This is a genomic window from Streptococcus equinus (assembly GCF_900104225.1).
In the GTDB taxonomy this organism is placed as follows: Bacteria; Bacillota; Bacilli; order Lactobacillales; family Streptococcaceae; genus Streptococcus; species Streptococcus equinus_D.
The window spans coordinates 76,600-97,677 of record NZ_FNJK01000003.1 but is presented as its reverse complement, the minus strand read 5'-3'; the positions used below and the strand labels follow the sequence as shown (position 1 = coordinate 97,677).

The 21,078-nt window shown below is 37.7% G+C and carries 17 protein-coding genes and 1 pseudogene; 7 read left to right on the top strand and 11 right to left on the bottom strand.

All coding sequences use genetic code 11. The features are described from left to right. Positions 1-83: 83 nt before the first annotated feature. Genes mutS through argR form a run of 3 tightly spaced genes read right to left on the bottom strand, consistent with a single transcriptional unit; the run spans position 84 to position 3,434 of the window. Positions 84-2,660 carry a DNA mismatch repair protein MutS gene (mutS, locus tag BLP98_RS05645; RefSeq protein WP_074482324.1) on the bottom strand — a complete coding sequence of 859 codons (2,577 nt, stop codon included), beginning with the start codon at positions 2,658-2,660 and terminating at the stop codon, positions 84-86. Then, positions 2,647-3,000, bottom strand: coding sequence for a YlbF family regulator (locus BLP98_RS05640; protein ID WP_074482323.1), 354 nt, complete (start codon positions 2,998-3,000; stop codon positions 2,647-2,649). Before BLP98_RS05640 ends, mutS begins: the two co-directional genes overlap by 14 nt. After that, positions 2,997-3,434, bottom strand: coding sequence for an arginine repressor (argR, locus tag BLP98_RS05635; RefSeq protein ID WP_074482322.1), 438 nt, complete (start codon positions 3,432-3,434; stop codon positions 2,997-2,999). The genes BLP98_RS05640 and argR overlap by 4 nt, the downstream gene beginning before the upstream one ends. A gap of 189 nt (positions 3,435-3,623) precedes the next feature. Here argR and argS point away from each other — a divergent pair, with 189 nt between their 5' ends. Further along, positions 3,624-5,315 carry an arginine--tRNA ligase gene (gene argS / locus BLP98_RS05630; protein WP_074482321.1) on the top strand — a complete coding sequence of 564 codons (1,692 nt, stop codon included), beginning with the start codon at positions 3,624-3,626 and terminating at the stop codon, positions 5,313-5,315. Between the two features lie 111 nt (positions 5,316-5,426). Beyond that, positions 5,427-5,720 carry a bacteriocin immunity protein gene (locus tag BLP98_RS05625; protein ID WP_074482320.1) on the top strand — a complete coding sequence of 98 codons (294 nt, stop codon included), beginning with the start codon at positions 5,427-5,429 and terminating at the stop codon, positions 5,718-5,720. A gap of 41 nt (positions 5,721-5,761) precedes the next feature. Here the strand turns inward: BLP98_RS05625 and BLP98_RS05620 are convergent, their stop codons facing one another. From BLP98_RS05620 to hisS, 5 genes are all read right to left on the bottom strand, one after another. After that, the gene (locus tag BLP98_RS05620) at positions 5,762-7,180 is read right to left on the bottom strand and encodes a prolyl oligopeptidase family serine peptidase (protein ID WP_074482319.1); all 1,419 of its coding nucleotides are present in this window, start codon (positions 7,178-7,180) and stop codon (positions 5,762-5,764) included. Positions 7,181-7,284: 104 nt separating this feature from the next. Further along, a complete protein-coding gene (locus tag BLP98_RS05615; protein WP_074482318.1) occupies positions 7,285-8,151 on the bottom strand; it encodes a YitT family protein in 867 nt (288 codons plus the stop codon). A 44-nt stretch (positions 8,152-8,195) separates the two neighbouring features. Continuing rightward, complete coding sequence (locus BLP98_RS05610; protein ID WP_074482317.1) at positions 8,196-9,134, bottom strand: YitT family protein; 939 nt, start codon at positions 9,132-9,134, stop codon at positions 8,196-8,198. Continuing rightward, positions 9,127-10,875 (bottom strand): aspartate--tRNA ligase, encoded by a 1,749-nt coding sequence (gene aspS / locus BLP98_RS05605; RefSeq protein ID WP_074482316.1) that lies wholly within the window; start codon positions 10,873-10,875, stop codon positions 9,127-9,129. Before aspS ends, BLP98_RS05610 begins: the two co-directional genes overlap by 8 nt. A 155-nt stretch (positions 10,876-11,030) precedes the next feature. After that, positions 11,031-12,308 (bottom strand): histidine--tRNA ligase, encoded by a 1,278-nt coding sequence (gene hisS / locus BLP98_RS05600; RefSeq protein ID WP_074482315.1) that lies wholly within the window; start codon positions 12,306-12,308, stop codon positions 11,031-11,033. Between the two features lie 289 nt (positions 12,309-12,597). On the opposite strand from hisS, the gene rpmF reads away from it, so the two are divergent. The 5 genes and pseudogenes from rpmF to BLP98_RS05575 all read left to right on the top strand — a co-directional run. Beyond that, positions 12,598-12,774 carry a 50S ribosomal protein L32 gene (rpmF, locus tag BLP98_RS05595; RefSeq protein ID WP_003066947.1) on the top strand — a complete coding sequence of 59 codons (177 nt, stop codon included), beginning with the start codon at positions 12,598-12,600 and terminating at the stop codon, positions 12,772-12,774. Between the two features lie 16 nt (positions 12,775-12,790). Beyond that, complete coding sequence (gene rpmG / locus BLP98_RS05590; protein WP_002262412.1) at positions 12,791-12,940, top strand: 50S ribosomal protein L33; 150 nt, start codon at positions 12,791-12,793, stop codon at positions 12,938-12,940. Between the two features lie 100 nt (positions 12,941-13,040). Beyond that, complete coding sequence (locus tag BLP98_RS05585; protein ID WP_074482314.1) at positions 13,041-13,577, top strand: 2'-5' RNA ligase family protein; 537 nt, start codon at positions 13,041-13,043, stop codon at positions 13,575-13,577. Positions 13,578-13,675: 98 nt separating this feature from the next. Beyond that, positions 13,676-14,002, top strand: a complete 327-nt coding sequence (locus BLP98_RS05580) for a hypothetical protein (RefSeq protein ID WP_074482313.1) — start codon at positions 13,676-13,678, stop codon at positions 14,000-14,002. Next, positions 13,999-14,127: pseudogene (locus tag BLP98_RS05575) on the top strand (trehalose operon repressor); the annotation flags it as partial. The gene BLP98_RS05580 and the pseudogene BLP98_RS05575, both read left to right, overlap by 4 nt. 21 nt (positions 14,128-14,148) lie before the next feature. Here BLP98_RS05575 and BLP98_RS05570 read toward each other — a convergent pair. From BLP98_RS05570 to BLP98_RS05560, 3 genes are all read right to left on the bottom strand, one after another. Continuing rightward, the gene (locus BLP98_RS05570; protein WP_074482312.1) at positions 14,149-14,979 is read right to left on the bottom strand and encodes a class C sortase; all 831 of its coding nucleotides are present in this window, start codon (positions 14,977-14,979) and stop codon (positions 14,149-14,151) included. A gap of 174 nt (positions 14,980-15,153) precedes the next feature. Continuing rightward, a complete protein-coding gene (locus tag BLP98_RS05565) occupies positions 15,154-16,587 on the bottom strand; it encodes an isopeptide-forming domain-containing fimbrial protein (RefSeq protein ID WP_074482440.1) in 1,434 nt (477 codons plus the stop codon). 60 nt (positions 16,588-16,647) lie between these two features. Continuing rightward, a complete protein-coding gene (locus BLP98_RS05560) occupies positions 16,648-21,051 on the bottom strand; it encodes a SpaA isopeptide-forming pilin-related protein (RefSeq protein WP_074482311.1) in 4,404 nt (1,467 codons plus the stop codon). Between the last annotated feature and the right edge of the window lie 27 nt (positions 21,052-21,078).

Below are 21,078 nucleotides of genomic sequence, written 5' to 3'. Positions count from 1 at the left end.
CCTTTTCCTTTCATTCACGACTGTTTACCTTTAATTATAACACAAAGTAAAAAGGCAATCTGCTTTCAGATTACCTCTTAATTTTATAACATATTTTTTAGCTCATAAATAACATTCATGGCTTGCATCGGAGTTAGATTCATCAAATCTACTTTTTTAAGAGCTTCAATCACATCTTGATTAGTAGCTTCATCTGCAAACAAGCTCAATTGTTCTGCAACAGGTTCTTCAACCTTAGTCTTCACTTGAGTCTCTTCTTCAACATCTACTGCATCTGCTGTCAAATGAAGTTGAGCAGCACCTGATTCTAGATTCGTTAAAATGCTATCTGCTCGTTGCAATAAATCTTCTGGCAAACCTGCAATTTTTGCCACATGAATACCATAAGATTTATCCGCAGGTCCTTCTGCAATTTTGTGAAGGAAAGTGACGTCGCCATTACGTTCTAGAGTTGCAACATGCACGTTGACAAGATGTGTCAAGGTAGTTGACAGAGATGTCAACTCATGATAATGGGTTGCAAACATTGTCTTAGCACCAATATAATCATGAATATACTCAATAATTGATTGCGCCAAAGCCATACCATCATAAGTTGCAGTACCACGTCCCAATTCATCAAACAAGATAAGGGACTGGTCGCTAGCTCGTTTGATAGCTTGGTTAGCTTCCATCATTTCTACCATGAAGGTTGATTGACCTGAAATTAAGTCATCTGCTGCACCAATACGTGTGAAGATAGCATCAAAAACAGGAAGACTGACACTCTCAGCGGCAACATATGACCCCATTTGTGCCATAATCACCGTCAAGGCTAATTGGCGCATATAAGTTGATTTACCACTCATATTAGGACCAGTAATTAACTGAATATTAGTGTTTCTACCAAAAGTAATGGTATTTGGGATATATTCCTGTGTGCCCATCACTTTTTCAACGACCGCATGACGTCCTTTTTCAATCTTAATCTCATAATTATTGTTGAAAGTTGGGCGAACATAATGATTGTTTTCAGCAACAACAGCCAAACTTTGCAAAACATCGACCGTAGAAATAGCTTTTGCTAAATCTTGCAAACGTGAAATGTAGCGCTCAACTTGAGCACGAACACGCATGAAAATATCATACTCTAAGCTTGCTGATTGTTCACGTGCTTCTAACATTTCGCCTTCGATTTTAGCCAATTCTGCCGTACCAAAACGCTCTGAATTTTTCAATGTTGCCTTACGGAAGAAATAGTCTGGGACCAATGAAAGGTTAGAATTTGTCACATGGAAATAGTAACCATCTTTTTTGTTGTAATCAATTTTTAAGTTTGTAATTCCACTAGCCGCACGTTCTTTAGCTTCAATTTCAGCAATCCAGCTTGTGCCTTCACGCATGACTTTGCGATATTTATCCAAAGTTTCATCAAAACCAGTTTTGATAATACTTCCTTCTGTAATCACTGCCTGAGCATCTGGATCAATAGCAGAGCTAATCAAAGATTCTAGTTCTGGCAATGTGTCAATGCAGTTGACAAGCTTGTCAAGGTGAGGACTATCAAAAGATTCCAAGATAGCTTTGATAGTTGGCACCTGCCCTAGAGTATGACCAAGTTGAAGCAAATCTTTTGGATTGGCTTTTCCAAATGACACACGACTAGCTAAGCGCTCAATATCGTAAACACCTTTAAGACTATCTGTCAAATCGCTACGTTCAAAGAAATTATCCAAGAACACTTGAACAATATTTTGGCGTTCTTCAATTTGTTCTTGATTAACTAAAGGACGATCAATCCAGTTACGCAACAGACGCATCCCCATAGCCGTCTTGGTTTCATCTAGTAACCAGTAAAGACTACCGTGTTTTTTGCTAGTTCGAGCATTTTCTAGCAAATCAAGACTAGATTTTGTCGTGTAAGACATTTGCAAATAGTCCTTGATTTCATAGTGAACAATTTTTTGCAAGTGACTCAATTCACGTTTCTGTGTTGTATGAACGTATTGAAGTAATTTTTCAGCAGCAGAAATCTCTAAAGCTGTTAAATTAGGATCAATCAAATGAACATCTTCATAGCGCTCTTGCTCAAACGAAAGCAATAAATTGAGTTGTTTAACTAAGCTATGTTGTTCATCTTCTGAAAGCTCATATCCGACTACAATCTCACGAGCTTTAAGGTTTAGAATTTCACTTTTTAGACTAGTAAAGTCTGAGAGGCTTGTGGCATAAAACTCACCAGTTGAGACATCCATGTAAGCTAAGCCAAAAGTTTTACCATCAGAATCAATGGCTACTAAGAAATTATTAGCATTATCTGGCTTAGAAGAATCAACAGCAGTCCCTGGTGTAATCACTTGAACAACTTCACGCTTAACCACACCAACTGCCTGTTTAGGATCTTCCATTTGCTCGGCAATGGCTACCTTATATCCCATCTCAACCAATACATCAATATATTGCTGAGCTGAGTGATAAGGTACTCCTGCCATTGGAATAGGATTGTCAGCATTTTTATTACGACTAGTTAAACTAATCTCTAAAATTTGAGCAGCCTTAACTGCATCATCATAAAATAATTCGTAAAAGTCTCCCATGCGGAAAAGTAAAAAAGCATCTGGATAGTCTTTTTTGACGTCCAAATACTGTTGCATGCCTGGAGAAATTTTATCTTTTGCCATTACTTAACTCCTCGTTAATTTTTGCTTCCAAGCTGTTTGTAATATATTGAACTAAATCACTTGCGTCTTGCATTTTAGCACGATAATCCTTGACAATAGGAAGCTCTGATAATTCTTCTCGCAATTGATCAGCTTGAGCACCAGCCTCTTTTTCAGCACAAGCTTTATCGATCTTGTGAAAAAGTACAGCTTCTTGCTGGTAAGCTTTCATATCTTTGACCAGGTCTTCTAATTCTGGAAAATCCTTAATCTTTTTTTCAGCTCTTTGAAACTCAACCACACTATCATGCTTTTGAACGGCTTGGAGTAATTTTTCTACGGCTTGATCATAGTTGCTCATAGGCCTGTTGATAAATCGCGCTCAAATGCTTGAGCAGTTTCTTCATCTTTACAAATGACTAACAATGTATCAGCACCAGCCACAGTTCCAAGAATTTCAGAAATATCACTGCTATCAATCAAGTTTGCTAAAACATCTGCTTCACCGAGATTAGTGTGCAATACCAACATAAAACCAGCACGAGCTACTTTTAAAATATACGAACGGATATTAGCTCCAAATGTTGTTTCTGCAGTCTCAGACAAGCTGTAGTAAAGTTTTCCTGAAGCATCACGCAATTTCAAAAGTCCAATCTCACGGAGGTCTCGTGACAAAGTGGCTTGCGTAACATTAATGCCTTCTTCTTGCAAATGTCGCTTGATTTCCTCTTGTGTGCCAATATGGCCTGATTGAATCAAACGTTTGATTCGATTTTGACGTTCTATTTTATTCATTTAACTTTCCCTTTGTGTATATTTATCCTTAAAATTATACCAAAAAAATGAAATTTTTTCACCTTTCCATCGTCCATCTTTCCTATAACTTCTTAATTTTTACTCCTTCAAACGTTTTCTTGTCACTAACCTCGTTTATTTCTTATTTTTATGTTAAAATAATATGACTAACTAATTTAGGAGAAAATCATGGATACTAAACGTACAATTGCAGAACGCATTCAAACTATTGTTCCAGAATTAGACCAAGAACAAATTGTTAATCTGCTTGAAGTGCCAAAAAATTCTGATATGGGGGACCTTGCTTTTCCAGCATTCTCATTGGCTCGAATCCTTCGTAAAGCACCACAAATGATTGCAGCAGATATTGCTGAAAAAATGGATACAACAGGTTTTGAAAAAATCGAAGCTGTTGGCCCATACATTAACTTCTTCCTTGACAAGAAAAGCATCTCTGCTGATGTCCTAGGACAAGTTATCGCAAACGGAAGCAACTACGCTAGTCAAGATCTAGGACACGGTCGCAATGTTGCTATCGATATGTCTAGTCCAAACATCGCAAAACCATTCTCAATTGGACACCTTCGTTCAACTGTTATTGGTGATAGCTTGGCTAACATTTTTGAAAAGCTTGGCTATAAAGCTGTTAAAATCAACCACCTTGGTGACTGGGGTAAACAATTCGGTATGTTGATCGTCGCTTACAAAAAATGGGGTGACGAAGAAGCTGTTAAAGCTCATCCAATCGACGAACTATTGAAACTTTATGTTCGTATCAACGCTGAAGCTGAAACACATCCAGAACTTGATGAAGAAGCTCGTGAGTGGTTCCGTAAATTGGAAGCAGGCGACGAAGAAGCTATCTCACTATGGCAATGGTTCCGTGACGAAAGTCTTGTAGAATTCAACCGCCTTTACAATGAACTTGGTGTTTCATTTGATAGCTTTAACGGTGAAGCATTCTACAACGATAAAATGGATGAAGTTGTCGATATCTTGACAGAAAAAGGTCTTCTTGAAGAATCTCAAGGTGCCCAAGTCGTTAATCTTGAAAAATATGGTATCGAACACCCAGCCCTTATCAAAAAATCTGACGGTGCGACACTTTACATCACACGTGATTTAGCTGCCGCTCTTTACCGTAAACGTACTTACGACTTTGCAAAAGCTATTTACGTTGTTGGTAACGAACAATCAGCTCACTTCAAACAATTGAAAGCCGTTCTTAACGAAATGGATTTCGAATGGAACGAAGATATTACTCACGTACCATTTGGACTTGTTACTAAAGAAGGTAAAAAATTATCAACTCGTAAAGGTAATGTTATCCTTCTTGAACCAACAATTGCTGAAGCTGTTAAACGTGCTGAAGATCAAATCAACGCTAAAAATCCTAACCTTGCTGACAAGGAAGCTGTTGCTCATGCTGTCGGTGTCGGAGCTATCAAATTCTACGATTTGAAAACAGATCGTTTGAACGGTTACGACTTTGACCTTGACGCTATGGTATCATTTGAAGGTGAAACTGGACCATATGTACAATACGCTCACGCTCGTATCCAATCAATCCTTCGTAAAGCTGAGTTTACACCATCTGTAAACCAAGTTTACAGCCTTGATGACGCAGAAAGCTGGGAAATTGTAAAACTTATCCAAGATTTCCCACGTATTATCAAACGTGCAGCTGATAACTTTGAACCATCAATCATTGCAAAATTCGCTATCAGCCTTGCACAAAGCTTCAACAAATACTACGCACACACACGTATCCTTGACGAAAGCCCAGAACGTGACAGCCGTCTAGCCCTCAGCTACGCAACTGCTACAGTTCTTAAAGAAGCACTTCGTCTTCTTGGCGTTGAAGCACCAAACGAAATGTAATCATTTCTGATAATATAGATAAAAAAGCTGAGACAGTGTTTCAGCTTTTTTCTTGACCTTTTTCAAGCAAAATATTAAACTGTTGCCATAATAATAAAGGAGATTTCTATTATGGTAAAGGAAAATCAACTCATGGAATTACTCAGTAAAGCTTATGCTAGTTTACCTGATGATGAGCCTCTAAAAGCAGACATCTTTGCACTCGCTAAAGATTTAGAAAAAGACGAACACGACCAACTAGCACGTACAAAATTGGCTCATGCCATTTCTAGGTATTTGCTAACTCATAAACTCAAAACATCACCTGAGATTACAGCTCTTTACAAAGAAATAGCTGATAGTCCTGAAAAATACAAAGGAAATGCCGCTACTGCAATCATGCTAGGTAGTTTGTTTCATCCCTAATAAAAAAGCCGTCTAAAACGGCTTTTTTCATTTGTCTAAACTTATTTTTCTTGAGCATTTAACCAATCAAAGATATTGTCATAAGATTTTCCATTAACTTTTGCAGTACTTATACCTCCATTAGTTTTATTACTTGGTTTAAATCCTGATAAGTCATCTGATTTTTTGATGGCAGAAATATCTTGTACTCCTGAGACTTGATTTTTAAAGAAGTAAATCCAAGATAAATGCCCAATGTAAGAGACACCTTGCATGTCTGTTCCATCAACACTTTCAAAGTAAGAAAACCACTTGTTCTCAGCTCCGCTATCAAGCAAAGCCTTATAAATAGGCAGTGCATAATCCTTTGGATTAACAATCGTGTCATTGGCTGCGTGAATGAACCAAATTGGAGTATCCTTAAGAGCAGCAAATTTATCCTTATCAAAATAAACCATATCTGTCTTAACAAATGCCGGTGTGTCACTAGAAGCTATTACGTAGGTGCCAGTGCTATTACGCTCATATTGATAATAGGAATAAGCTGCAGCTTGTGGAACAAGGGCAGCAAAGTACCCAGGGTTACGAATCGCCAAATTCAAGGTCATGTAACCACCATTTGAACACCCTGCTAAATAAATTCGTTTCTTATCAACAGCGGGAGTATTCGCAACATAAGTCTTAATCGTATCCATCAAAACCTCAGTATAGCATGAATCACCAGCGCCAGCACCATTTGTCCCATCACCTTCATCCATCCAATAAGTTGGGGCTTGAATAGCTAAAATATAGGCACCTATTTGCTTACCAGCTGTAAAATGGGATTGAATAGCGGGCTTAGCTAGAGCTACTACTTCATTTCCCAACAAGGTAATATCAGTATCTGTTCCTCCTTCACCTTGACCATGAAGCCAAATTAACAAAGGAAAGCCTTCTTCTGCCTTTTGGGCTTTGGGCTCATACGATACATATTGAAGGGTGAGTTTTTCTTTTTGCTTTGTTAAGGGATTAAGGTAAGTACCAGAATAAAAGCCACGCTTATTAAAGACATCAGTATCAGGTGATAGACGGTTATGAATAATATCATAGTTTCCAGATAGTTCAGCCACTTCACCGTCACAAATTACCTCTAATCCATTTATAGTAACTGGATAATCTTCCACCCAAGTGTTGTGCAAGGTTTCTAGATTGTAATAAAATGGACAAGCTATAGCTGCATTTTTCTGACTATCAAAAGTCACTGGCATTTTGATAACTAGATACTCACTGGCACTGCTGACTTCTTGTCCCTTATCATCTGACAAGTACACTCTACTAATCTGACGTTCTTTACCTGCAGTCCTGACTAGGAGCTTATCAGCGACAACTCCTGACACTTTATGCGTTAACTGTACCAAAAGTTTTGGAACACCTGGTCCACATTCATAACCTTTAATAATCATTGAAACTTTAGCAATTGCCACATCTATTCTTTTTGCCATATCAAATCACTCCTATGCATTGTAATCGTTTTCTTTAGTTTATGAATTTTCCGCACTTATGTCAATCAAAAAAAAAGACGGGTGAAATCACCTCGTCTTTTTGACTATTTATCGTAGTTCTTTCTTCTGATTTTAAAGTCAGAAGAAACAACTTCGTCAACATCTATAATGGAAATAAAAGCATCTGGGTCCAGATCAGCCATGATAGCTTTGACATCACGAACTTCACCTGGATTCAAAACAACGTACAAGATATTTTTTTCATTTCCTGAGTAAGCCCCTTGTCCATTTAGGTAAGTGACACCACGGTTAATACCATTCAAAATAGCATCCGCAGCTTCTTGCGATTTTTGGGTAATGATAATCATACCACGTACTGTATAACCACCATTTTGCACAATTGTTAGCACTTGGCTGTACACAAAACTTGCTACCAAAGTGTAAAGCATGTGTTGCAAATCAATGTAAACAAGTGACGCTGTCAATACAAGAGCATCCACAAATAGAAGCGTTTGACCTAATTTAAAGCCAAATTTTTCTTCAATCACGCGTCCAATGATATCTGTACCACCTGTCGTTGCACCGTATCGGAAAACCAATCCACTACCTGCACCAGCAAATAAACCAGCAACAACAGCAACCAACATCATGTCATTTTGTAGCACAATTTTCACTGGTACTTGTTGCCAAAACCAGATAAAAAAGGAAAGTAAAACTGTCCCATAAATGGTCAAGGCTAATGATTTTCGCCCCAAAACTCTAGCTCCCATGATAAACAAAGGAACATTTAAAATGAGAGAAGTATAAGCTGGGTCAATTTTATAAAGTGCATGGATAATCAAGGTTACCCCTGCAACGCCACCTTCAGCAAGAGCGTTTGCCATATTAAATTTAACAAAACCAAAGGTATACATTGCTACACCAAGAGCAATCAACAATAAACTTCGTACTTGTCTAAGCTTTTGAGCCATATTACACTCCTCCTAAAACTAATTATAGGAAATTAATCAAAAGGTTAGTCATCAACAAAACGTCCAATAATATGAACATTTTCAGCAACTGAAACAAAAGCCTTTGGATCTGTTTTCCTCATTAAATATCTGAAATCATTGTACTCTTCTCGAGTAATAATAGCTAATAGAACTGCTTTCTTTTCGTGATTATAAGTTCCCTCAGCATCGTTTATCTGTGTCACACCACGATGAAGTTTGGTATGAATCATAGCGATAACTTTCTCAGGACAACTTGTCACAATCATTGCTTGCATTTTCTTTTGTTTGGTGAAAATAGCATTTGTTACTCGGCTAGAGACAAAAATCGTCACCATTGAGTAAAGGGCGTACTGCCAACCGAACAAAATTCCGGCAAATACCATAATAATACCATTTACCGTGAGAGAAATGCTCCCAACATCACGTCCTGTTTTTTTACGGATGGTAAGACTAACAATATCTGTACCACCACTTGAAATACGTGATTTTAAACTAAATCCTACCCCAGTTCCCATAACCAGACCACCAAAAATGGCATTAACCAAAGGGTCAGTTGTTAAGGTAATCTCAGGAACAATTTGGATGAAGAAAGAACTCATCGAAACTGTAATAAGGGTAAAAACTGTGAACTTATGCCCAATTTTGTACCAAGCTAGGATTAAAAGCGGTAAGTTAATGGCATAAAAAACCAAAGAAATCGGTAGTCTAAATCCAATCAAACGTTCGCTAATAGCTGATAAGACCTGTGCCAAACCAGTTGCTCCGCTTGAATAAACGTGACCTGGTTGGAAAAAGAAATTAACAGCGATAGCAGAAAGCAAACCATAAAAAAGAGAAGCGGAAATTTTTTCCGCGTACTTCTCTCTTGAAATGCTTTGCATCGTTTTTAAAAGACCATATTTCTTAGCCCAGCGGCTAACAATATATTTTGTTTTCTTTTTAAGGGATGCTTTTTTAATCATTAGTTTTAGTTGCTAAAGCCAATTCTTCTAATTGTTTGTCTGATACAAGACTTGGTGCTTGTGTCATTGGGTCTGATGCTTTGTTATTTTTAGGGAATGCAATAACTTCACGAATGTTATCTTCACCAGCAAGAAGCATTACGAAACGGTCAAGACCGATAGCAAGTCCACCGTGTGGTGGGAATCCATAGTTCATAGCTTCTAGCAAGAAACCAAATTGGTCATTTGCTTCTTCAGCTGTGAAACCAAGAGCTTTAAACATACGTTCTTGCAATTCTTTTTGGTTGATACGAAGACTACCACCACCAAGTTCGTAACCATTAAGAACGATATCGTAAGCGACAGCACGTACTTTAGCAAGATCACCTTCTAATTCGTGAGCTGATTCTTCAGTTGGCAATGTGAATGGGTGGTGAGCAGACATGTAACGTCCTTCTTCTTCAGACCACTCAAACATTGGCCAATCAACAACCCAAAGGAAGTTGAATTTAGAGTTGTCAACCATACCAAGTTCTTTAGCGATACGTGTACGAAGTGCACCAAGTGTGTTGTTAGCTACTTCAAGTGTATCAGCTACGAAAAGTACCAAATCATTTTCTTCAAGTTGTAAACGTTCTGTCAACTTGTCTTCAATATCTGTCAAGAATTTAGCAACTGGTCCATTGATGGCACCATCAGTAAATTTAAGCCATGCAAGACCTTTTGCTCCGAATTGTTTTGCGAATTCAGTTAATTTATCAATGTTTTTACGTGAGTATTTGTCTGCATTACCTTTAACAACGATAGCTTTTACAACTGGAGCTTGTGAGAAGACTTTGAAGTCAACATCCTTGACAACTTCTGTCAAGTCTTGTAAAAGCATTTCGAAACGAGTATCAGGTTTATCTGAACCGTAGTTGTTCATTGCATCATCATAAGACATACGTGGGAATGGCAATGTAACGTCGATTCCTTTAGTATCTTTCATGACTTTAGCAATCATTCCTTCAGTGATATCTTGGATATCTTTATCTGACAAGAATGAAGTTTCCATATCGACCTGTGTAAACTCAGGTTGACGGTCACCACGTAAGTCTTCATCACGGAAACATTTAACGATTTGGTAGTAGCGGTCAAATCCAGCATTCATCAACAATTGTTTTGTGATTTGTGGGCTTTGTGGCAAAGCATAGAAATGTCCTTGGCTGACACGGCTTGGCACCAAGTAGTCACGTGCACCTTCTGGTGTTGATTTTGTCAACATTGGTGTTTCAACGTCGATGAATTCAAGTCCGTCCAAGTAGTTACGGATTGAGTGAGTAACTTTTGCACGTAATTTGAAGTTATTAAGCATTTTTGGACGACGAAGATCCAAGTAACGGTAACGAAGACGGTTATCATCACTGACTTCAACATCATCTTTAATTTCAAATGGTGTTGTTTTAGCTGTATTCAAAATTGTTAAAGCTGATACTTTCAACTCAACTTCACCAGTTGGCAAATTTTTGTTGGCTTGTTCACGTTGTGCAACTTCACCAGTTACTTCGATAACGAATTCGTTACGAAGTTTTTCAGCTGTTGCCATAACATCGCTTGAAACTTTTTCTGGATTGATGACTAATTGCATGATACCTTCACGGTCACGAAGATCGATGAAGATAAGTCCACCTAGGTCACGACGACGTCCGACCCAACCTTTTAAGGTAATTTCTTGACCAATGTGTTCGCTGCGAACACGACCAGCATACATTGTACGTTTCATTTGATATGATTCTCCGTTTAAAATTTATTCATTCCCATCTATTATAGCAAAAAGCAAAGAAAAACCCCACCCATGTGGGGGAGTTTTTCAAATTCTTTTCTCATTAAGCCTTTTCATTAATAAAGAGCTTATGATTTTTTATTGAGATGACTTTCTTAGCTTAATTTAGCTAAAATGTCAGCGAAGTTGTTTGTAATGTCATCAAAGCTTACAGTCACTTCTTCACGTGTTTTATTGTTCTTAACAGCTACTTGACCTGCTTCAATTTCGCTTTCACCTAATGTGATGACTGTTTTAGCATTGAAAGCGTCAGCTGATTTGAATTGTGCTTTAATCTTGCGTCCAAGGTAATCACGTTCAGCTGAGAAACCTTGGTTACGGATAGCTTGTACCAATTCCAAAGCTTTAATGTTAGCACCTTGTCCCAAGACAGCGATGTAGGCGTCCATTTCTTTTTCAACTGGCAATTCAATACCTTGTTTGTCCAAGATAAGAAGCAAACGTTCAAGACCAAGTCCAAAACCAAATCCAGGTGTTTCTGGTCCATCAAAGTATTCAACAAGGCTGTCGTAGCGACCACCTGCACAGATTGTCAACTCAGATTTATCAACAGTTGTGATAAATTCAAAGATAGTGTGGTTGTAGTAGTCAAGTCCACGAACCATATTAGTATCAATTACATATGGGATGTTAAGTGTTTCAAGCATTTCACGTACGGCATCAAAGTGAGCTTGACTTTCTTCATCAAGGTAATCAAGGATTGATGGTGCATTTTCAACAGCTACTTTATCTTCTTTTTCTTTTGAGTCAAGAACACGAAGTGGGTTTTCATCCAAACGACGTTGGCTATCTGCTGACAATTTGTCACGCATTGGTGTCAAATAATCAATCAAAGCTTGACGGTAAGCAGCACGGCTAGCAGCACTTCCTAGAGTGTTCAAGTGAAGTGTCACATCTTTAATCCCCAATGTTTGGAACAATTGGTAAGCCATCGCAATTGTTTCAACGTCTGTAGCAGGATTTGCTGAACCAAAGCACTCAACACCGACTTGGTGGAATTCACGTAAACGACCAGCTTGAGGACGTTCGTAACGGAACATTGAGCCAATGTAGTACATTTTAACTGGTTTTTGAACTTCTGGTGCAAATAATTTATTTTCCACAAAAGAACGCACAACAGGAGCTGTACCTTCTGGACGCAAAGTGATATGGCGGTCACCTTTATCGTGGAAATCATACATTTCTTTTGTCACGATATCAGTTGTGTCACCAACAGAACGACTGATAACTTCATAATGTTCAAACATTGGTGTACGAATTTCGCTGTAGTTGTATTTTTTGAAAGTTTCACGCGCAACAGCTTCAACGTATTGCCACTTAGCACTTTCGCTAGGTAAAATATCCTGTGTTCCTTTAGGTTTTTGTAATTTCATAAATAAAATATACCGGCACCAAATTTTTACAAATTCAGCCCATTAATTCCTTTCTACTATAGTAGCTATTCAATCACTCTTTATTTTATCATAAAAAGAGCAGGTAAAGAAGGAGAGACCATCCATTTTTCGCATTTTATTTCACTCTCTTTTAACCTGAAAACGTTAAATTAACAACTTTTTCAATTTTTTTGTCAAGTAACTTTACTTTACAAAAAAGATATGTTATTATGTTAAAGTTGATTCAAAATCAAGAACAAATTAAAAATATTATCGGAGGAAATAAAACATGGCAGTACCTGCACGTCACACTTCAAAAGCGAAGAAAAACAAACGTCGTACACACTACAAATTGACTGCTCCATCAGTTAAATTTGACGAAACTACTGGAGATTACTCACGTTCTCACCGTGTATCACTTAAAGGATACTACAAAGGACGTAAAATCGCTAAAGCAGCTAAATAATTAGAAGGGAGATACCATGCGCGTAAATATTACACTTGAACACAAAGAATCTGGTGAACGCTTGTACCTTACTTCAAAAAACAAACGTAACACTCCAGACCGTCTTCAATTGAAAAAATACTCACCAAAATTGCGTAAACACGTAATCTTTACTGAAGTTAAATAATTGAATACAGAAAACACTTTAGCAAAATGCTAAAGTGTTTTTTATTGTCCTTCAAAAGATGATATAATATTACCTAAAATACTTAAAGGGATGTGGAGATATGTTTGCACTTATTATGACATTGGATGATAACCTACAAGCGACTATTAAAGAGTTTTGGAAAGAGCTAAGTGATGCCCAATTATCTCAATATGCTTACGAAGTAACAGATAGAGAGCCACATATTACCTTAGCATCATTTGACGAAGGCACCACCAAAGACGATATCATAAAAGGACTAGAAACTTTAACACTTCCTGATAAGCCAATTGATATTTCGTTTACATCTATTGGTTCTTTTATTAATACCAATATCATTTTTTTTAGCCCTATAAAAACTCCGCAGATGAGTAAACTTCATTTTGATATCCATCAGCAATTAAGTGATTATCTCAGCAAGGACTCACTTTACTCACCAAATAACTGGATTCCACATCTTACAATTGCTAACCGAATTGCTGAAGATAAGATGGCTAAGGCTTATCATTATTGTCTGAAGCATTTATCACTTTCTGAAGGAAAGGTAATTGGAATAAAACTGATTTCTATTACACCTGACAATCAAGTTCAAGATATTTTCCAAAAAACATTCTCATAAAAACAATCTCCTCCAAGTAAGAGCTTGAGGGAGGTAATTTTTATTGTCTAAACTAATTAGTGCTATAATGAGGAAAAAGGTTATTTTGGGGAGGTTTTATGAAAACTAGTCAGGATAAAAGGGGACCTTTTCTCATTTTTTTAGTGTTGTCTATTTTTTTCTTTATGGTTGCTGCGGTATTTGGCAAATCGTTATCGACTTTTGGTCTAAAAATCATCTTATGCGGCTTCTGTCTTACCCTTCTTGGACTTCTTGCCTCTGCCTATCGGTATGAGTGTGAAAAATTTTCCAACACAGATGACATCACGCGCTTGAGGACACTTGGTGCATCCATCAATCCACATAGCCTTGCTGGTAAAGTGATTTATGTGCTATCTATCACTTTAATCATTGCAATTTTATTAATTATCCTCTTGTTATTATAATTTTTGTCAAATCAAAAGTCTACCTAGCCAATAAACAGCAATTCCAATTCACCGAAAGCCGACACAAACTCGAAAAATTTCGCTTTGTTGATTTTGCTACACGAACTAACCAAAAAACTAGTTAGCCCGAAAGCTAACTAGTTTTACTATTGTCGCCACTTGCGATAAACAACTATCACCAATAAAATCACGATAAAAATCAAAATGGCAATAAATGGTGCAATCAGTAAGACCTCTACTTGACTCGCTTCTGAAACTACGCGAACATCTCCTTTGAGATTTGCCACACGATGGCCTCGAACCAATAAACGATGAGTATTAATCCCGTAAGGCGTACATGTTGTTAAAGTGACATAATCTTGATCGGGATCAATCCGCAAAGCTGATACCTCCTGTGGAAGCACCGTCAATATTTGATCTACTTGGTAAGTTAATGTTTCATCTAAAACCTGAATCATAAATAGATCCCCTTCTACCAAATGATCAATATCTGTAAACAGCCTAGCTGATGGCAAGCCCCTATGCCCAGAAACCACCGCATGACTGCCTTTTCCTCCTATAGGAAATGAAGTCCCTGGAATATGACCAATAGCTACTTGCAAAACAGTCTCGTCTGTCCCGTGATAAATAGGAAGTGTGGTATTTAACTTTGGTATCTCAATGTAAGCCATAATTCCTGATTTTGATACCTTGAAAGTTTCATTGTAAAGAATCTTGTCCTCCTCACTTACCTGTAAACTGGGTGTCACGTTTTGAGGAAGTTTTTCGTTATAGACACGCGCCTCTTCTCGCAAACTATCCTTTTTACTCTCTTCCATATCCTCAACATCTTGCAAATAAGAAGCGACTGCTTTTGACTGATGAAATGAATTCCAATAATTGCTAACAGTCGGATACAAAACCAAGGACAAACCAACTAATAATAAAATAATCAATATAGCTGTAACAAAATTCTCTTTGAATTTTCTAAATCGCATTACATTTTTCTTTCTAAAACATAGGAAAAGGAGTGATAGTAAGTAATCACTCCCAATATCAAGTTGACAAGGTTGTAAACAAGAACTTTACAAAAAAAGTCCTTGGTGTAAAGTGTTAACGCTGACAAATAACCTTGCTTTATTGACTTCCTACGATAAAACTAGAGCCTATTATTACTTAGTATCCATACGTTTTTTGGTTACTAACAGGATACCAGCAACCAAAATAAGTGCCGAACCTAGCACGTAAAGGAGTGCTGTTCCTTTACCACCAGTTGATGGTAGACGTGCTCCTTTTTGGTTGATAATATCAGTTGACAAACTACCTTCAGTAACTGCTGCCGTAAAAGCAAGCTCACCACTGGCTGCATCTCCTGAAAGAGATGTCAAAGCAGGATTGTCTGATAAGACATCATGCTCTGCGGTTACTGTGAATTCAACATCATCAATTTTATTGTAACCATCTGGAGTGGCTGTTTCTGAAAGTTTGTAAACACCATCGTCAAGCCCTGAGAAGGTAAATGTTGTTGCTTCGCTAGATGAGATTGTCTTAACTTCCTTCCAAGCATCAGCAACTTTTTTGAAAAGGGTAAATCCAGCACCTGCCAAAGGTTTACTGTTTTCGTCAACTTTGTTGACAACAACTTTATAAGTAAAGACAATCACGGTATCTTCTGGTGTTTCTGTAGTGCTACCAGCAGTTCCTCGACTATTTGGGTTGTTTGAGTAAATCAATTTAGCTGTATTTGGGTTACCTACTTTACCAATAATGGCACTTTTATTAAGTGTGGCAGTGTATTCAACCACAATTTTAGATGAAGCCGTAACACCTGAAATAGTTTTTAGATTAGCTATTTTAAAATGCAATCCATCAGCAGTTTCAATGGTAAAAGCTTGTGTAACATCATCTTTTTGATTACCATTTACAAGATAAATTTTAGCATCTTTATTGTAAGTTAAGCCATCTGAAAGAGAGTCTGTAATTTCAAAATAATAAGTTTCATAGCTATCGAAATTACTTGGCAAAGTAGCGGTCAATTGGAAAGGCACGCTATCGTCAAAATCGTAATCAGCCGAATCCTGCCAATCTGTCTCCTCACCTTTACTATCATTTGTATCCTTGACCTTTTTCTCAAAGCTTGGAATATCAGTCTTTGGTGTTACAGTAACATTTCCAACAACTTCTAAGATATAGTTAGTGTAGGCTTCATTACTACCAACTGTTTTATTTTGCACAAGATAATACCCCGCTGAAAGGTCTGTCAAGCCTCCAGCGTTTTGAAGGTATTTTCCAGCTTCCTTAGCAAATTCTTCTGCTTGAGTGACTGTAAAACCTTCTGCCCCTATCACTTCAGCAAGAGCTGCGGCAGAACTCACTTTGTATTTTTCTTGTAAAGCAGTTCGACCTGTTTCTGTAATGCCATCTCCCCATTTAATATTTGAAAGAGTTTTTCCATCTTCTGATAACGTTCCTGTAAAGATACGGTACGATTCATAAGTGCCATTACCACCGTTATCAACAGTGATGTCATAAGCCTTTGCTTTGCCAGCTGAAAAGGCAAAAACAAGAGCTAGCAAGGCTGCCAAAAATAATTTAATCTTTTTCATCATAAGTCCTTTCCTTTAAATCAATATAAATATTTACTTCAAGGCAGTTACTCGTCTTCGTTAAGCAACACCACCTTTGCCGTATATAAATGCTATCAACACCCCTACAACAATCAGTATGCATATTGCTCCAAGAACGTAGTACCAAATACCACCTTTACCACCCGTTTTGGGTAAAGCATATCGTTTCTGCGCAGTATTTTTCATAACAATAAGAGCCGAATCTGAAGCCAAAGCAAGAGTTGATGGCTCTTCCGATGCTTGAGCTCCATTATCATAACTAATGTCAAATCCACTAGTTGCATGCTCTCGAACATAGTAAGTATAAGTAAGAGTCTTTTGAGCATCTGTTAATGGTAAATTAGAGTAAGTTTTTGTCCAATCATCTGAATGGCTCATGGTTTCACCAGATTTATAAACTGTCTCGGTACTTTCTCCATTTTCGCTTGTTGCGACTTGCAATACATCATATGTAATCAAGCCGTCTGCACTACCTATTTCCTGACCTTCAGCATCAAACCACTGCTTTTTAACCGTAAGATTAATAGTCTTGACTTTTTTATTTTCAACAAAATCAGAACCATTATTCTCTGAGAGATTTGTCAATTTTGGAATAGTTATTGGTAAAGCCGAAAAGCTACCATCCTCATCCCAATAGAAATAGTGTTTGGAAGGATTATCTGGCAATTCGTATCCTGCCGGAGCTTGAGTCTCCTTAGCGTAGTAAATCTGATCTTCTTGATAGTTACCCGAAGAGTAGACAATAGAGATGAGACCTTTGGCATTTGTCTGATAAGTTGTCACTTCTTCATCATTACTGTCATCTAAGTCACCGTCATATTTATAAACAGTAAAGACTGCTCCTTCTAAATCTAAACCAAAATTATCCGCATCAACTTTGCTAATAATATAAGCTTTCTCAGTATCAAATCCAGAACTTGTTCCCGTTCTTTGCCAATGAACTGTCGTTGTGGTGTGATCTGAGCCATTTGCTACGCCTTCAAGCGTCGCCGTATTGTGAGGATAATAATAAGCGGCAGCATTTTCATTTGGTTTTGTTAATTGATAAGAGTAATCAAGAATATAAGCCTTAGAATCTTTCATTGTCACCACTAAGGTGTGATAATGATTGCCCCACCCATCATCTGTTGAACTTATCTTCCAAGCCCATTCGCTGGTTGGAACTTCAGTACCATCAGTGTAGTAAAGTTTCACTGAATCTTGAATAAGATATTCAGAAACCACATTTGACCAATTATGCATAACATCCGTCAAAGTTATCGTGTCTGAGCCTTCAACTAAATCATCTGCTTGAGGATTGATTGACAAGCTGTAAGTCAACTGACGTTTGGCATTATCCCATTCACCTGATTTAGCAATTGGTTTAACATCAGGCGTTGTAGAGTTCCCCTCATCTGAACTAAACGTTACTTCTTGCATCTGATTATCTGAGCCATAATCCTCACCATTGACCGTAACAGAAACATTATTTGTGAGAGATTTGACTAACTTAGAACTGCCTTCTGTAAAATCATCGTAGTGAGTTGTAAAAGTCATCCAAAGATCACTGTTCCCACCAATGTTGTTCTTTAAACTCTTACCATCAGTTGTCGTGAAATCTAGCATTACCACACCATCACTTGAAACTGTTCCGTTTAAAGCAATGTTATAGGTTCCCCAGCCGTTAGTTCCTTGTGTCAGCGAGTTGTTCTCAAAATTAGCATTAATTTGTCCCCAACGTTGACCATAAGATAGAGCTGTCAGACTAATCCCTTCTGGCAAAGTATCCGTCACCGTCATGTTGGTGGCATTATCATCTAACTCAACTTTGACCATCCAAGTAACCGTTCCGTCAGCACTTGTCGTTTTAGTTGTTCCAGAATTACCATGACCATCAGTTTTGACGACATTAGTATTGTTACTATAATCGTATTCTTCGCTCACACTATGATTACCCGAGGTCAAGGTATTAACATAACGCTGGTTGGAACTATTTTCCAAACTAATCATAGACCTATAATGAATCATTAAACTATTCAAAGAGGATTCACGGTCAGCAGTTAAAGTTACCTTGAATTCTGTATAATGCACATCAGCACTCAGCTTACTGTAGTTAGTATATTCTCCATGATTGGATTGACGTGCTTCTAATGTAAAACCATTCTTGCCTAAAACTTCTTCCAGACGGTGATATAGGTCTTCTAATTGTACTTTGGTATACCAATGAATTTCTGAATTCTGATTCCACGGATCTTTCAATGTATCTGTAAACACCGTTCCTTTTTCTAGTACTCCTGAGTTAGGAAGTCCAATCTCTACCTCCCAAACAACTTCCCTTGTGCCAGTATCTGACACCTCCCAAACATCTGAAATGATTTTAGTAATATTTCCTGTGCCAGGAATAGTTACCTCAGTCTCCTTAGTCGTTTGGTCAGTCCTTGTTGACGTTTTTCCATCATCGTCTAGAACAACTTTATTTGTTATCTTACTGGCATCCCAACCAGCTCTTGTCTGATCAACAGGCGTCGTATAGGCAATAGTGTAATTATTTGTGTTTTTGTTGTTTGACAAAGCATTGAATCTTATCCCTGAAATTTTTCCATTTTTGTACTCAATAGTTGCTCCAGCATTAGGGGAGATGTTTAGATTACTTGCTTTAGAAAACATCTCATCTGTTAATAATGCACCAGCAATGTCATTTTGCCCCTCATTAACTCTAATCGTCCAAGTGATGGTGCCGTCAGCCTCATTGTAAGTTCCTTGTTTATCAACTTGATTAAGCGCTAAAGTCACACTTGAGCTACTCGTATGTGTCTTTTTGTCATCATCATTTGTTTGCGAAGTTGCACTCACCGTGTTATTTACCGCAACCGATGAACCAGCCGTCAAACCAGAAATTTTATAACGGTAGGTAAGAGTATAAAAATGCCCAATAGCATTTCCTTCTGAGTCCGTACCACCAGACACTAACTGAGGAAGTGTTGTTTCAAGGCTTTTATTTGACGCATTAAAATGATAACTGTAGGCGCTTGTTGGTACTGAATCTGTAGAGGTCACATTACCACTATTTCCAACATAAGTTGATTTAGTTACACTTACAGAATCAATCGCAGATATTGAAACTCCAGATGCCGTCAAAACATCTTTGACATCGATTAAACTTGGTGTGCCAAATGTTGAATCAACCTTAACGGTATAAGTCAGGTAGGGTGTATCCCCATCGTAAGTCACCGAACCTGATTTAGATGTTGTTAAATCGTAATTCTTTTTGATGTCATCTTCTGGAATAGTCACAACAAGGTCATCCGAATAAATCACTTGATAACTCCCATCATTTTGCTGATAATCACTACCATAGATAGCATCGTATTTTATCCAACCTTTAGACTGTGTGCCATCAGTAATATCATTGACATAACTTTCAATAAAAGCAATCAAAACATAGTATTTACCAGACGCTTCATCATAGGCGAATTTATAGGTATAAGCATCAACTTGATTGGTATCTTTACCGATATATTCTGTCCCCAGATTGATATCTTGCCCAATAGCAGTCCCATTGGGTAATTCTAGATAATAATACCTATCTGCAGCTAGATGAGCCTTAGAAATCGAGTAATCCAATTCCAAATCAACTGTTAGAACTTTTGTTGCTAAATTTTCTTCAACAGTTTTTTCATCATAAGAATAACCTGTTAAATATTCCGTAAAATCAGCATAAGTTACCCCAGCTAAGGTATAGGTTGAAAAGGAATCCGACTTAAAATCAACACTCACAACACTATCTGAATTATCCTGCTGGATTTGCGTATCAACTTCATGTGTTAATTCCTCAACATGGTTAACATCATTATTAACAAAGTGATACAGTTTCCAACTGCTTTGAAAATCCGTGCTTGAAACCACCGTATTAAAGCGCATTGAGATGCTGACGTCTTTCTTAGGTTCAACTTCCTGACCAGCTGCATTAACAAAAGAAATATCATAAGATAATGCCTTAGACAGGCTCTGCTTTGTTTCACGTAAAACAGTAGATATTTTTTGATTAATCTCTCGCGTGTCTGCTATCGGTCTAACTTTCAAAGAGACCTCCTCTGTAAAAGTCCCTTGCGTAAAATCTGCCACTACTGTTAGGTTATCAGCTGTTTCTTGCAACCGTCTAGCTTCTAAAGACGTATCTAAAGAGGTCTGACTGTCTTTCTGTTCTGATGTTTCTTGTTCAGAACTTGAAGCTTCCACTTGCATCTTTTCTTCTGAGCTTTCTAGTTGCTCGGTAGAAGCATTTTCAGCTGATTGCATCAGAGCTGAACGATTATCCGTGCTAATAGTTAGGGCGGGTAAAATTAAAGCATAGGTTGTACAAAAAACGACAATAATCGATAAAGCCAAAGCTATCCTTGCAATAACACTTTCTCTAAGCCTCAGCTTAAATCGAGTCATCAGATTGAGCCACAGCTTTTTCATAAGAACTCCTTTCTTTTGCTATAAATC

Coding starts and splice junctions, on each gene's coding strand:
- mutS (WP_074482324.1), bottom strand. CDS start 2,660: ATGGCAAAAGATAAAATTTCTCCAGGCATGCAACAGTATTTGGACGTC.
- BLP98_RS05640 (WP_074482323.1), bottom strand. CDS start 3,000: ATGAGCAACTATGATCAAGCCGTAGAAAAATTACTCCAAGCCGTTCAA.
- argR (WP_074482322.1), bottom strand. CDS start 3,434: ATGAATAAAATAGAACGTCAAAATCGAATCAAACGTTTGATTCAATCA.
- argS (WP_074482321.1), top strand. CDS start 3,624: ATGGATACTAAACGTACAATTGCAGAACGCATTCAAACTATTGTTCCA.
- BLP98_RS05625 (WP_074482320.1), top strand. CDS start 5,427: ATGGTAAAGGAAAATCAACTCATGGAATTACTCAGTAAAGCTTATGCT.
- BLP98_RS05620 (WP_074482319.1), bottom strand. CDS start 7,180: ATGGCAAAAAGAATAGATGTGGCAATTGCTAAAGTTTCAATGATTATT.
- BLP98_RS05615 (WP_074482318.1), bottom strand. CDS start 8,151: ATGGCTCAAAAGCTTAGACAAGTACGAAGTTTATTGTTGATTGCTCTT.
- BLP98_RS05610 (WP_074482317.1), bottom strand. CDS start 9,134: ATGATTAAAAAAGCATCCCTTAAAAAGAAAACAAAATATATTGTTAGC.
- aspS (WP_074482316.1), bottom strand. CDS start 10,875: ATGAAACGTACAATGTATGCTGGTCGTGTTCGCAGCGAACACATTGGT.
- hisS (WP_074482315.1), bottom strand. CDS start 12,308: ATGAAATTACAAAAACCTAAAGGAACACAGGATATTTTACCTAGCGAA.
- rpmF (WP_003066947.1), top strand. CDS start 12,598: ATGGCAGTACCTGCACGTCACACTTCAAAAGCGAAGAAAAACAAACGT.
- rpmG (WP_002262412.1), top strand. CDS start 12,791: ATGCGCGTAAATATTACACTTGAACACAAAGAATCTGGTGAACGCTTG.
- BLP98_RS05585 (WP_074482314.1), top strand. CDS start 13,041: ATGTTTGCACTTATTATGACATTGGATGATAACCTACAAGCGACTATT.
- BLP98_RS05580 (WP_074482313.1), top strand. CDS start 13,676: ATGAAAACTAGTCAGGATAAAAGGGGACCTTTTCTCATTTTTTTAGTG.
- BLP98_RS05570 (WP_074482312.1), bottom strand. CDS start 14,979: ATGCGATTTAGAAAATTCAAAGAGAATTTTGTTACAGCTATATTGATT.
- BLP98_RS05565 (WP_074482440.1), bottom strand. CDS start 16,587: ATGAAAAAGATTAAATTATTTTTGGCAGCCTTGCTAGCTCTTGTTTTT.
- BLP98_RS05560 (WP_074482311.1), bottom strand. CDS start 21,051: ATGAAAAAGCTGTGGCTCAATCTGATGACTCGATTTAAGCTGAGGCTT.